This window comes from Corynebacterium sp. LK10, assembly GCF_008042455.1.
Lineage (GTDB): Bacteria > Actinomycetota > Actinomycetes > Mycobacteriales > Mycobacteriaceae > Corynebacterium > Corynebacterium jeikeium_D.
In genome coordinates, this window is the sequence record NZ_NOVT01000007.1 from 1 (window position 1) to 13,160 (window position 13,160).

Annotated in this window: 8 protein-coding genes and 1 riboswitch; of the genes, 3 read left to right on the top strand and 5 right to left on the bottom strand. The window is 60.6% G+C overall.

The window, feature by feature from the left end:
* Positions 1–109 precede the first annotated feature (109 nt).
* The gene (locus tag CHU70_RS02935; protein ID WP_049190646.1) at positions 110–1,231 is read right to left on the bottom strand and encodes a Dyp-type peroxidase; all 1,122 of its coding nucleotides are present in this window, start codon (positions 1,229–1,231) and stop codon (positions 110–112) included.
* Between the two features lie 209 nt (positions 1,232–1,440).
* Positions 1,441–1,624, top strand: a riboswitch (cobalamin riboswitch).
* Positions 1,625–1,662: 38 nt separating this feature from the next.
* Here CHU70_RS02935 and metE point away from each other — a divergent pair.
* Complete coding sequence (gene metE / locus CHU70_RS02940) at positions 1,663–3,972, top strand: 5-methyltetrahydropteroyltriglutamate--homocysteine S-methyltransferase (protein WP_147719462.1); 2,310 nt, start codon at positions 1,663–1,665, stop codon at positions 3,970–3,972.
* Between the two features lie 301 nt (positions 3,973–4,273).
* Here the strand turns inward: metE and CHU70_RS02945 are convergent, their stop codons facing one another.
* The 4 genes from CHU70_RS02945 to CHU70_RS02960 all read right to left on the bottom strand — a co-directional run bounded on the left by CHU70_RS02945 (position 4,274) and on the right by CHU70_RS02960 (position 10,219).
* Positions 4,274–8,323, bottom strand: coding sequence for a Pls/PosA family non-ribosomal peptide synthetase (locus CHU70_RS02945; protein ID WP_147719463.1), 4,050 nt, complete (start codon positions 8,321–8,323; stop codon positions 4,274–4,276).
* Positions 8,320–9,138: a MarR family winged helix-turn-helix transcriptional regulator gene (locus CHU70_RS02950; protein WP_070437796.1), complete on the bottom strand. Its 819-nt coding sequence runs from the start codon at positions 9,136–9,138 to the stop codon at positions 8,320–8,322. The genes CHU70_RS02945 and CHU70_RS02950 overlap by 4 nt, the downstream gene beginning before the upstream one ends.
* A gap of 157 nt (positions 9,139–9,295) precedes the next feature.
* Positions 9,296–9,592, bottom strand: a complete 297-nt coding sequence (locus CHU70_RS02955) for a rhodanese-like domain-containing protein (RefSeq protein WP_016421494.1) — start codon at positions 9,590–9,592, stop codon at positions 9,296–9,298.
* Positions 9,593–9,745: 153 nt separating this feature from the next.
* Positions 9,746–10,219: an inorganic diphosphatase gene (locus CHU70_RS02960; protein WP_005510088.1), complete on the bottom strand. Its 474-nt coding sequence runs from the start codon at positions 10,217–10,219 to the stop codon at positions 9,746–9,748.
* Between the two features lie 124 nt (positions 10,220–10,343).
* On the opposite strand from CHU70_RS02960, the gene dacB reads away from it, so the two are divergent.
* Both dacB and CHU70_RS02970 read left to right on the top strand, forming a co-directional pair.
* Complete coding sequence (gene dacB / locus CHU70_RS02965; RefSeq protein ID WP_224433523.1) at positions 10,344–11,828, top strand: D-alanyl-D-alanine carboxypeptidase/D-alanyl-D-alanine-endopeptidase; 1,485 nt, start codon at positions 10,344–10,346, stop codon at positions 11,826–11,828.
* Between the two features lie 48 nt (positions 11,829–11,876).
* The gene (locus CHU70_RS02970) at positions 11,877–13,157 is read left to right on the top strand and encodes an amidase family protein (protein ID WP_147719464.1); all 1,281 of its coding nucleotides are present in this window, start codon (positions 11,877–11,879) and stop codon (positions 13,155–13,157) included.
* Positions 13,158–13,160: the final 3 nt, after the last annotated feature.

A 13,160-nucleotide genomic window follows, 5' to 3' on the forward strand; every position in this document is an offset into this window, starting at 1 on the left:
GGCCCGAAAGTGTCATAAACTAGGTCAGTTTCACATTTGCAGCCCGTCAGCTTTTAGTCCGTCAGGCCTTAGCCCGCCAAGTCAGTTTTTCGCCGCCAGCTTGCAGCCTCTACCCCTCAATCAACTCCTGTCCCCAGTAAGAATCAGGGGTAGTGCCAGGGGCGATCCAATACACAGCGGAGCCGATGTGACGGTTCCACTCATTGAGCAAATCGCCGCGATCCAAACGGGCCTGGATTGCACTGAATTGGTTGTCCGGGTTCTTCTGGAATGCAACCCAGACCAGGCCAACGTTCGGTCCTTCGAACGGGAAGGCCGGCTCACCGGGCTGGTCTTCGTAGGCATAGGCGCGGCGACGCAGGGCGTCGTCAGGCTGACCATCCTGCTCACGGGAAAGCGCCAAGTGAGACTGGCGGTGGATGAGGTACTCGCCCTGGTCATCGACGGCGTCCATGTCCTCTTCATCGAACTCGTCATTGCCGCCGGAAAGAGGAGCACCGGTGTGGAAGTCACGACCGATAACGATGGAACGATCGTCGGTGCTGAGCTCATCCCAATTGTTCAAGTCGAGCGCAATACGGCGAACAACCATCACGCACGAGTTGTTAATCGCCTTGTCCTTGGAGTCAATCCACACCTGTTCGGACCATTCCTCCGGAGTGGACGGGTTGACGGTGCCGTCGAGCTGGCCCAGCGGGTTGCGTGGGGTAGCGCCGTGAGGCTGCGAACCCCAGGCGTAGGAAAAGCCCTTCTGGAACCACTTCACGCGAGCCCACGGAGCCGCCTTCTTTTCCAGTAGACGGGACGCGGCCGAAACGGTGACGAGGTCATCACCACACAACTGCAGAGCGAAGTCAGACTGACCCCACTCAGGGCGGAGCATGTCATGCTGGAATGACGGGATATCGTGCAGACCAGCCGGCTTGCGCCCTGGTTTGCCGAGGACGTCGAAGATGCGCTCACCGAAACCGGCTGTGATAGTCAGGTTTGCAGTGGCTGCAACCATTTCCGGTTCCAGATACCCCTCGATGTCCTGGCCTTGGGTGAGGCGGCGGGCAACGTCGGTAAGCGAGGAGAACAGTTCCTTCAAATCTGCTGCGTCGATGCCGTCCTTCAAATCGAATGCGACGAGGCGGAGATGTGCTTGGCCGGGCTGTTCAACGCCTGACTGGACCGGGCCATCGAACGGAATCTTGGCGCCCCTCAGGGAAGGTCCGGAAGCCTGTGTCACTCGAGGTCACTCCTTGAAAAGAGGTAGAATAAATAGCTTTTATGACTACGAGCTTAATCACTTTGGTCCCAGCAGGAGAGCATCAAAGCAAAGGCTCGGGGAGGGGGCTAAGTGAATGAGATATTTGTATATTGCGATATACTTCACATCCACAGCCGCCTCGAAGGTGTTCATTAAGGAAAGTGCTGCATATCGCACGTTTTCCGCGCAAGGTGTGTTTTGAGCCTAGCGCGCATAAGGCCTTCGAGTTATGCAGGGGAATCCCGGTGCAAGTCCGGAACTGTCCCGCAACGGTAAGCATCACTGCCAGAGCTTTGGTTTATCCGACGCGTTGATAACCAATCTTTTCAGTGATGACAAGTCCGAATGCCTGCCGGTTGTGCAATTTCATACCCGATGCTGATCACGACTGACGAGGAAATCACGAGATCATGGCAATTCACGCAACCCTCGCGGGCATTCCGCGGATAGGGCGTAATCGTGAGCTCAAAAGAGCTCTGGAAAACTACTGGCGCGACCCGGCGACCGGCGGCCTGCTGGCCGCGACGGCGCGCAACACTGTCAATAGCTACATTGGCGCAGCGCTGAAGGCAGGAATCGACTCGGTTCCGACAATTGGGCGCTCGTTCTACGACTCTATGCTGGATACATCGGCGCTGCTCGGAGTGCTTCCAGCCCGCTTCCAGAATGTCCCGAAAACGGACGGTTCCAACCTACCGGAATGGATCAACCACTACTTCGCCGCCGCTCGCGGTACGAAGACGCAACCGGCATCCGCAATGACCAAGTGGTTCGACACCAATTACCACTACATTGTTCCGGAGCTGTCAGCCGATACTGAATTTACCTCTGACCTCACTGACTGGTTGGATGATTCCTGCAGCTTAAACAATGGCGCCACCACCATGCTGCGCCCTCATTTGATTGGTCCTGTGACCTACTTGAGCCTGTCGCGTACCGACGATGATTCGAACCCACTTGGCCTTTTGGAAAAGTTGACCGATGCGTACGCGGAAATCATCGCTCAACTGGGGGATAAGGGCTTTGAGTGGATTCAGCTCGATGAGCCAGTATTGGTCACTGACCTCGATGAAGTGACTCTTGCTAGGACTCGCCAGGCCTACGAGAAGTTGGCCGGCGTGGCGGAGTCTGCGAATACCAAGTTGTGGGTGCAGACCTACTTTGGTGATGGTGATCAGGCGCTGGAAACCCTTTCTGGCACAGGCGTGCAGGCCATTGGTTGCGACCTGGTAGCAGGTAGCTTTGAGTTGCCGCATTGGACCGGCAAGGAACTGCTGGTTGCGGGCATTGTTGATGGGCGTAATGTGTGGCGCACCGACTTGGATGCAGCTCTGGCGACGCTGGAGAAGCTGGCAGCCCGAGGCCCCATCGCGGTGTCGACTAGCTGTTCGCTGCTACATGTCCCGTACTCCCTGACCTCGGAAAACCCGAGCGAAGAAGATGCCGAGGTGCTGCAGTGGCTGGCCTTCGGCGATGAGAAAATTGCCGAGGTGACCCTTTTGGCGAGGGCGCTTGATGCCAAGTTGAATGACCGCCAACTCGATGCCGCGGATTTGAAGGTGTTGAGGGAGTCCCGGGCAGCACTGGCATCGAGGGCAGAGTCGAAGCGGATTGTTAAGCCTGAAGTTCGTGAAGCTTTGGCGGCAATCGAGGATAGCGACCGTAACCGTTCCCCGTTTGCGGCTCGCCAGGCGGCTCAGGCTGAGGCCCTTAACCTGCCTCCGCTGCCGACCACCACAATCGGTTCCTTCCCGCAGACCAATAGCATTCGTCGTGCACGTGCGCAGTTGCGCGCGGGAGAGCTCACCCCAGTCGACTACGAATCAGCAATGCTCGCTGAAATTCGATGCTCCATTGAGCAGCAGGAAGAATTGGGACTCGATGTGCTGGTTCACGGCGAACCTGAGCGCAATGACATGGTGCAGTACTTCTCGGAGCAGCTGGACGGCTACCTCGCGACCGCCAATGGCTGGGTCCAAAGCTATGGTTCCCGCTGCGTGCGGCCGCCGATTCTCTACGGTGATATCACCAGGCCAGAGCCAATGACGGTGCAGTGGTACAAGGCAGCGGCAAACATGACTGACCTTCCCGTCAAGGGAATGCTCACCGGGCCGGTGACCATGTTGGCATGGTCGTTTGTCCGTGATGACCAGCCCATCGGTGACACTGCGGATAACGTTGCGCTGGTTTTGCGCGATGAGATTGCAGATCTCGTGGCCGCTGGAGCGCAAATCGTGCAGGTCGATGAGCCAGCCATTCGCGAGTTGCTGCCCCTGAATGAAGCGGACCAGCCCGCCTACCTGAAGTGGGCCGTAGGTTCCTTCCGTCTGGCTACCTCTGGTGTGGCTGACGACATTCAGATTCACACGCATATGTGCTACTCGGACTTCAATGAGCTTATCGACACCGTCGATGATCTCAACGCCGATGTCACGTCCATCGAAGCAGCTCGCAACGGTATGCAGGTGCTCGCAGCGCTGAAGGATGAGGGATACGTTCGGGGGATTGGTCCAGGTGTCTGGGACATCCACTCGCCTCGCGTGCCGACGGACGGAGAAGTCAGCCAGCTCGTGGAAGATGCGCTCGAAAGTGTTGACCCCAGCTTGCTGTGGATCAATCCGGACTGCGGTCTGAAGACCCGAGGTTGGGACGAGGTTACGGCTTCACTGAAAGTATTGGTGGCCGCAGCTCAGCAGGCTCGGTTGCAGCTAGCAGAGTAAGTCGCGAACTGCATAGCCACAAAATAAATAGTGGGTTAAGTAGCAAAAAGTGTGTCCGCTCGGCGTGTCGCCGGGTGGGCACCTTTTGCTACTTAGCCCTACTTAGCCCCAATGCGAGTAACTGACTGCGTTTATGGTGGCGGCAGCGGGCCAATGTGAGTTACTGACTGCGTTTATAGCAAAAATTGTCCGAAAAATGGCTTGAAAGTGCTATAAGCTTGCACAGTTTCACATTTGCAGCCCGTTGTGCCTACCAGGCTCCTACAAGGCCCCTACCTAAGCCCCCCCCACTCAATCCGGGCTACTTCTTCTTTGCCACCACCGGCTCAATTGGGTTACCTCGCCAGGAGGTGTGCGCAGGAACATGGTCACCGCGCATCACGAGGGAACCGGGCTCGACGCGGCAGCCGTCGTCAAGCACAGATGCCGGCAGTGCGACTGAGTGCGGTCCCAGCACGGAGCCGTGTCCGATGTGGACGGTGTCGAGTGTCATCACACGGTCGGTGAACAGGTGCGTCTGAACGACACAACCGCGGCCGACAGAGGCACCCCGCGCGATGGTGACCAGGTCGGTCTCGGGCAGCCAGTAGGTCTCCAGCCACACGCCGTGGCCGACGTTCGCGCCGAGCAGACGCATTGCGCGTGCGATACCGCCGGTGGCCATCGCCGGGTTCAGGTACCACGGCGCGGCGACCATTTCGACGAATGCATCCTGCAGCTCGTTGAGCCAGACGAACTTGCTCCACAGCGGGTGATCACCGGGCTTGTGCTTGCCGACGCACACCCACTTGGCCACGACCGTGACCAACAGCCCCAGCACACCAACAATCAGCAGCACGGCAGGGGAGAGCAGCCACGCGACCACCAGGCCGAGCAGGGCAGCGTTGACGCCATCTGCAGTGACCAACTCCGCGGTGAACATGCCAATTCCCTGCAGGCTCAACAGCGTGATTGTCGCCAGCATGAGAGAGACCATCGGTGCCAGGACGCGCAGCGTCTCCACAATGCTGCGGGCGACCTTCAATCCCGTAGTCGGACGGTAGGTCTGCGCCGACTCATCGCTGGAGACGGTGCCCACGCGGCGCATGCGCTCTGGCGGCGAACCCCACCAGTTGGAGCCGGACTTGGTCTTCTTCGGGGTAGAGGACAGCACGGCCACCAGCGAGTTCTTCGCCAGCTTGCGTTCTGGAAGCGTGATGCCGGAGTTGCCCAGGAAGGCGCGCTTGCCGATGCGGGAGTCGCCCACCAGCAACCAACCGCCGCCGAGCTCGTAGCTGCCGACCATGGTGTCGTCAGCTAAGAAGGACTCGTCCTTGACGTGCAAGAACTTCGGAATACCGATCGCGGTGGAGACTTCGCTGTCGTGACCAATTTGGGCGCCCAGTGCACGCAGCCACAGCGGCGTCAGCATGGAGGCGTAGATGAAAAATAGGTCGTGACGGGCAGCGTCCATCAGGCGAATTGTCGCCCAGGACTGCCAACCCACGCGCGAACGCACCGGGAACACTCCCGGCTTCAGACCGATGCTGAACAGGCGCACGAGAATCAGCGTCAGCAGGGCATACACCGCAACACCGACGAAGGTGGCGGGAATAGTCCACAGCACGGCACTGCCCAGCGTTGACCAGAGATTCGAGGTGGCTAGCTCGGTGGTGCCGTCGATAAGCCCCGTGCCCCAACCGATGACAGCAGCCATCGCGACCGCAGCGGACAGCGGCACCAATGTCAGCAAGACAGCGGTGAGACCGTAGATAGCCACCCAGTGGCGGCGAGCCGGCGGAACTTCCTCCGGGAAGCGGTGCTTGGACCGACCGACCTTGCGAGCCGGGGAACCCGACCAGCGCGCGCCAGCCTTGACCTTCTTCTCACCGGTGACGGTGGAGCCCGCCTCGATGTGAGCGTCATTGCCAATACGCGCGCCGGGCAGCAGCGTTGAACGGGCACCGATGCGGGCGTGCTTGCCAATAGTGACCTCGCCGACGTGGACGACATCGCCATCGACCCAGTATCCGGACAGGTCTACCTCCGGCTCGATCGAGCAGTAATCATCCAGTTTGACCAGACCCGTCACCGGCGGCAGCGCGTGCAGATTCACACCCTTACCAATGCGGGCGCCCAGCATGCGGGCGTACCACAGCACGAACGGAGCGCCCGCCACTGAGTGGGCGCCAGAGCTCTCTGCCAGACGTTCGGCCGCCCATAGCCGCAGATGTACCGAACCGCCACGCGGGTAATCACCCGGGGTGATGTTGCGCGTGAGCAGGCGTGTCGTCGCCGCGTTGATGGGCATGACCCCCAGCGGGGTCAGGAACAACACGGCCAGTACGGCCACCAACCAGCCTGGTAGCGCCAGCGGCCCGCCGATAACCCAGTTGATAATCGCAAGCCACGTTACCCAGCGCATGCCACGTGCCCACTGCAGCGGCACCATGAGTCCGACCTGCGCCCAACGGGTCTTGCGGGAGACAGGCGTCGGCTCGGGTACCTTTTCCAGGTGCGCGGTGGGGTCGCTGGTGTCGTCGGCAAGCATGTCGTCGCTGATGAAACCGCGCGCGACCAGCTCCTCGGCGAGATTGCCCAGGCGCGGGTGGTCGTAGAGATCGCGCACGGCGACCTGCGGGGCGCGCTGGCGAATGCGCGCAATGACGCTCGCCGCCGCCAGGGACGTGCCGCCCAGGGCGAAGAAGTCCGAGGCCGCGCCGGGCGCAGGTACGGACAGCACGTCTGCCCAGATATCGGACAGCCACTTCTCTACAGGGCTCAGCTTGTCGACGTCGCCCTCACCCGCACGCGCAGGCAGTGGCCACGGCAACGCCGCCTTGTCGACCTTGCCGGAGGTACGAACCGGCAGCTCATCCATGATGTGCAGGCGTGGCACCATCGCGGCTGGCATGGCATCGCGGAGAGTATCCATGCACTTGTCGTAGTCCATGGCTGCGGCGTCGCCACCGGCGCCGACGTAGCCGACCAGGATGGAATCGCCAGCACCGGTCTTCTGCACCACGACAGTCGCCTGAGTAGCGCCGGGGAGGGCAGCCAGGTGCGCCTCGACCTCGCCGAGCTCAATTCGCCGACCGCCGATTTTCACCTGATCGTCGACGCGGCCGGTGAAGTACAGTCCGTCTTCGTCCATGATGACGTGGTCGCCGGTGCGGTACGCACGCTCCCAACCGAGGGCTGGCAGCGGTGCGTACTTCTCGGCGTCCTTCTCCGGATCCAGATAGCGTGCGAGTCCCACGCCGCCGATGACCAGCTCGCCCTTGGTGCCCGGTGGGACGGGGTTGCCCTCTTCGTCGATGACGGTGAGGTCCCAGCCGTCCAGAGGAAAACCGATGGTTACGGGCTTGCCGGGCTTCAGCTCGATGCCGGAGGCCACGACGGTGGCCTCGGTGGGGCCGTAGGTGTTCCACATTTCGCGCTCTGGGGTGGACAGACGCTCGACCAGCTCTTGCGGGCAGGCCTCGCCGCCAACGATGAGCAGGCGCACGCTGTCGAGCGCCTCGGCAGGCCACAGGCCGGCCAGTGTCGGCACCGTGGAAACAGCGGTGATGTGGCGGGAAATCAACCATGGCCCCAGGTCCACGCCGGAGCGCACCAGTGAACGCGGGGCTGGCACCAGGCAAGCTCCATTTCGCCAGGCCAGCCACATTTCCTCACAGGAGGCGTCGAAGGCGACGGACAAGCCGGCGAGAACGCGGTCATCCGGGCCGAGCGGTCCTTCCGGGTGGTTCGCCAAGAACCAGCGGGCCTCCGCATCGACAAAAGCGGCGGCGCTGCGGTGGGTGACCGCCACGCCCTTGGGCTTGCCGGTGGAGCCAGAGGTGAAAATAATCCAGCAGTCGTCGTCCGGAGTGGGCTCCTGCGAGATGATCTCGCGTGCGCTCGGCGGTGTCGGTTCCGTCTCTTCCTCGTCGGAGTCGGCATCGGAGTCCAGCGGGCGGGGGCGATTACGTGCCGTGGAGCCAGCCAAATGCAGGCCTTCAGCATCGAAGTAACCGGCGATACCGGCCTCGCCGAAGACCATTTCTGCACGCTCGTCGGGGTCATCCGCATCCACCGGAACGTAGGCGGCTCCGGCGGCCATGATGGACAAGATTGCCAGGTAGAGCTCGCGGCTTCCCGACGGCATCCGCACACCAATGCGGTCGCCGCGACGGATGCCCTGTTCGTAGAGCCACGTAGCTGTGGAATCAATCTCGTTGATCAACTCCGCATACGTGACGACAACCTCGCCGTCATCGATGGCCTCAGCCTCGGGGAACCTTCGCGCGGTCGCCCGGACAATGTCAATGAGTGTGCGCTCAAGCGGCTGTTCCGTAGCGCGTAGGAACTTCGCTTCAGTGGTTGTCACTTAGAAGACCCCTTCTTATTCTTCTTCTTGCGCTTTTTCTTCTTCGACTTCTTACGTTTAGGACGCGGGGCATCGCTTGACGACGTCGCCTGCGTCTTATTCTCCGCCATGTCCTTGGTGTCTGTCTCAGTGGCCGTGACCTCTGGGGTAGTGGTCTCGGGGTTCTTCGCGCCGGCATCGGTTTCGGGGCTTGCAGCGGAGTCGTCGGCAAGCGATGCAAGCAGCGCGCGTACCTCGGGTGCGCATTCGGCGACGGCGGCGCGTTCGGCTCTGCGGAGTGAGCGTCGCAGAGATGCGCGGGTGGTGTTGCCCGTTTCTGTCAGCGCGATGAGCTGGCGGCGTCGATCCTTGGAGTCTCGGGTGCGTTCGACTAGATTTGCCGACTCCAGAGAGTCAATCAGGCGAACCATGTCAGAGCGGTCCATGCCGAGCAGCGCGCTCAGCTCGGTTTGAGCCATGTCGCCGCCATCGGCGATAGCCTCCAGAACCCAATACCCGCGGATGGAAATCGACTCAATCTGAGTGCGGCCCAGAGCCGCGTTGACACTGGCGCGGACAGCCGCATCGAGCTGTGCCAGGCACCAGGACGCGGATTTGCGCAGGGCGGCCGGTGTGACGGCGAGTTCGCTTGCGGAGCCGGGCTTGCACTTGGACTTAGCGCTGGCCTTGTTTTTCGCTTTCGCTCCCTTGCGAGCCTTCTTCGCCTTGGTGCTGCTCTGTGCGTCGACAGCAGGCACCTTCGCGTCTACGTCGGGTGCCACACCACCGCTGGTGTCGGCTGAGTCCGCCGAGGAAAGTACGGATGAATCAGACATACTTCCCATACTAGACAATCTGGGGAACCATCAATAATGGGACATGGCCAACTAATAATGTCCCTGTTTGCCTGCGGATTGTTAGAAGGTCGGTGCTTTGGGGTGGGTAGATAAAAGAAAAACTGCCCTGCAGGTAGGCAGGGCAGTTGTAGTTGATTTAGTTGGCCTTCTCCATTGGGCGGCCGAAGTGCTCCCAGTCGATCATGCCGCCGGTGATGACGATGGTGTCGATACCGTTCTTCTCCAACCAGGAAGAAACCTGAGCGGCACGTCCACCGGAGCGGCACATCAGGTAAATGTCGGAATCCAAATCCAGCTCGCCGTAGCGGGACGGAATCTCTTCCATGGGGATGTGAACGGCGCCGGTGGCGTGGCCGTCATCCCACTCCATCTGTGAGCGGACGTCAATGATCTGTGCGTCTTCGGGTACTTCGGATACGTTTACGGTTTCCATAGTGCGCACTATACGCAATCTGGCCTTATCGCCGGAAGCACAAAGGCCGCCGGAGGAAAACTCCGACGGCCGTAGCGCTGAATCACGGGAACTGCGTCAAAGGTGCGAGCCCCAGAAAGGGAGATTGGCTAGCGCAATTTTTACTTGTGGCTCTTACTTGTGGCGCTCGATAGCCTCAGCCAGGATGCGCTCAGCCTCAGCCTTGTCGCCCCAGCCCGAACCGGAAACTTCCTTGCCCGGCTCCAGGTCCTTGTAGTGGACGAAGAAGTGCTCAATCTCGTCCTTGGTGAACTGGGAAACATCGTCGATGTCCTGGTAGTGGTCGAAGCGGACATCATCCAGGACGCACAGCAGCTTGTCGTCGCCGCCGGCCTCGTCGGTCATCTTGAAAACGCCGAGCGGACGAGCCTTGACAATAACGCCCGGGAAAACCGGCTCCGGCAGAATCACGAGAGCGTCCAACGGATCGCCATCCTCGCCGAGGGTTTCATCGATGAAGCCGTAGTCGGCCGGGTAGGCCATTGGGGTGAACAGGTAGCGGTCGAGGTAGACCTTGCCGGTCTCGTGGTCGACTTCGTACTTGTTGCGCTGACCCTTCGGGATCTCAATAGTGACCTCAACGCTCACGGCGATGACTCCTTATAATCGGTGTACACTTCTCTGACGGCTATCTTATGCGAAACCCGCTCAAAATCGTTTATTTGTGCACCTTAAGTGAGGTTTTGTTTCCAGGAAGAAGGTGTTTGTGACCGTGGGTAGTACCGACTCTGACAGCTCCAAAACCGCCGCTAAGGGCACGCAAAAATCGCCCAGTTCCGTAAAATCCGGCAAGTCCAAGAAGTCGCGTGGACTGAAAATCGGCGGTGCCATCGCCGGTGTTCTCGTTATCGCAGCGGGCAGCGGCGTAGCGGTTGTCGTCAATAACAATCGTCAGATTGTGGTCGATGCGCCGCCCGCCGTCAGTCAAGCTTCTGTTCCCGTGACGGCTGCGCAGTCTTCGCTTGACGACGGCACTCTGGCCCAAAAAGTCAGCGCCATCATGGACGCTGCTGCGGCTGATCCAGCCTTCGGTGAGCTGCATGGAATTGTCAGCGATGCTTCGACCGGCCAGAAACTGTGGGGGATCAATGACACCGCGGTGGCCTTGCCGGCGTCCAGCATGAAGATTCTCACCGCGTCTGCCGCACTGTTGGACTTAGGTGAAGATCATCGGGTTTCCACCCGCGTCTCCCGGGTTACGGGGACTAATGACATCGTTTTGCACGGCGGGGGCGACCCTACCTTAAGCAAGGACGGGGAAGGGTTCTTCCAGGACTCGGCTTCAATCGCTGAGTTGGCGAAAAAGATTTCCGTGGTCATTCCGGAGGGGGTCGGCAAGGTTTATCTCGACAACTCTCTATTCACCGAGAGTTTCCACGAGACCTGGGAGCGCGAGGGGTTGGAGGACGGCTACATCGCACCGGTGGAGTCGGTGATGATGGATGCCGGTCGTATCGATCCGACGAATGAAGAATCGCAGCGCAGCGCCACGCCCGCTGCGGATGCAGCTGATGCGCTGGCCAAGGCGCTTGGTGCGGAAAACGGAGGCAGCCTGAGGGATGCAGCCAAGGATGGTCAGTCACTACCTCTGGACCCAGACATTGTTGCGCTCGTGCAGTCGGCTCCGCTAGTTACCCGTGTGCACGAGATGATGATTTACAGCGACAACGTGCTCGCAGAGTCCATTGCCCGTGAGGTGGCTATCTCTCGCGGTCTGCCGCCGACCTTTGAGGGGGCCGCACGTGCCGTGCGTGACACTCTCGCGGAGCACGGTTTTCCTCTCGATGGTGCGGTGCTGTCGGACTCCAGCGGCCTGAGCACGGATAACCGTATTTCTCCGCAGCATCTCTCCGAGGTGCTCAATTCCGCCGCGGGGCCGGTGGAATCGGCTGAGCAGGGAGGACTGGCGGAGTCGCAGGAGTCGTCGGAAAGCACTGCGTTGCGGTTGCGCCCACTGTTGGACAGCCTGCCGGTGGCGGCAGTGTCCGGCACTCTGGCGACGCGCTTTGCTGGTCAGTCCGGGGCGGGCATCGTCCGTGCGAAGACAGGCACGCTGAATAAAGCCTCGGCGCTGGCGGGGTATGTGGTGACGAAGTCGGGGCAGGTGCTGACGTTCGCATTTATTTCCAATGAAGCGAGCCTGTTGCCAGCAAGAGCTGCGGCGGATAAAGCAGCGAGCGCACTGGCAGATATCTAAACTGAGATTCATTTACCACTGAAAATAATTTGAGGAGATGAATCCGCAATGGCCTCTCACACTTCCGCGATTAGGAACTTGCCAACCGTTCACGAGATTGCCGCACTGGTTCGCGAGGGAAAGCTAAGCCCGGTGGACAGCGTGCAGCGCAGTCTCGACGCTATCGCCAGACTGGATGGAGGGATTCATGCCTTCCGTGAAGTGTGGGTGGATAGGGCTCTGCAGGCTGCGCGGGAACTCGAGCACAGCGAGAACCTCTCGGAGTTGCCGCTCGCAGGTGTGCCATTCGCGCTGAAGGAAAACACCGCTCTAGAGAACCCGTTTGTCCAGCAGTTGACTAGCGCCGGTGCAATCGCAGTGGGAACTACGGTGAATCCGCAGTTCTGTACGTGGGGGACGACGACGCTGCCGGGGCTGGCCGTCGACAATCCGATTCTGCCGGGGCACACTCCGGGTGGGTCCTCCGGCGGATCCGCAGCGGCTGTCGCCGCTGGGATGGTTCCGTTTGCGCAGGGCAACGACGGCATGGGGTCACTGCGTATCCCTGCAGCGTGCTGCGGGCTTTCGACCCTGAAGGCGACCCCGGGAACAATGCCGGGGCGCGTGGGCGGCAATGACTGGTACGGAATGTCTGTCCAAGGGGTGCTCACAGTCAACAACGAGGACTTGCGCCTGATTACCAAGATCCTCACAAATGGCATGGTGGATGCGGAGGATCCGGCGAAGACCCTGCCTGAAAACTTCGCCGTCAGCGTGGACACCACTGCGCCCGTATTCGGGTTAAAGGCTGCACCGGAGTACGCCGATGCGGCGCAACAGGCGGCGAGAGTATTCGCGGACAAGGGCTTTGCGGTGACGGAAAAGAACATGCCGTACCCGCTGAACCCACTGCCGATGCTCGCGCGCTGGACTGCGGGGGTGGCGGATCAGCTGCGCGACGAGCCGCGCCCTGATCACCTGGAGTGGCGCAACCGAGTCCACGCCGGCATTGGTCGCTTGCTGCGTTTCACAATCAATGGCCGCCAAGTGGCACGCGATGGCGCCCGCATCGAGCGTGAGCTGCCGGGTGACACCATTTTGATTACCCCAGCTTTGGCCAAGAATCCACCGCGGATCCGCGCATGGCATCGCATGCCCTGGATTGTGAACCTGTTGTCCAATCTGCGCTTCACTCCTTACGTTTCGACGTGGAATTACCTGGGTTTCCCGGCCGGCATCGTTGTGGAGCCGACTTCTGGATTGCCGGTGCAGCTGATTGCCCGCCCGACTCAGGAGCGAATTCTGCTCACGGCGATGGAGACCATCGCAAGTGGTGGGCGCGTTGGCTAGACC

Excerpts from the sequence above, each read along its gene's own strand:
- metE (WP_147719462.1), top strand. The coding sequence starts at position 1,663 with ATGGCAATTCACGCAACCCTCGCGGGCATTCCGCGGATAGGGCGTAAT.
- CHU70_RS02950 (WP_070437796.1), bottom strand. The coding sequence starts at position 9,138 with ATGTCTGATTCATCCGTACTTTCCTCGGCGGACTCAGCCGACACCAGC.
- CHU70_RS02955 (WP_016421494.1), bottom strand. The coding sequence starts at position 9,592 with ATGGAAACCGTAAACGTATCCGAAGTACCCGAAGACGCACAGATCATT.
- CHU70_RS02970 (WP_147719464.1), top strand. The coding sequence starts at position 11,877 with ATGGCCTCTCACACTTCCGCGATTAGGAACTTGCCAACCGTTCACGAG.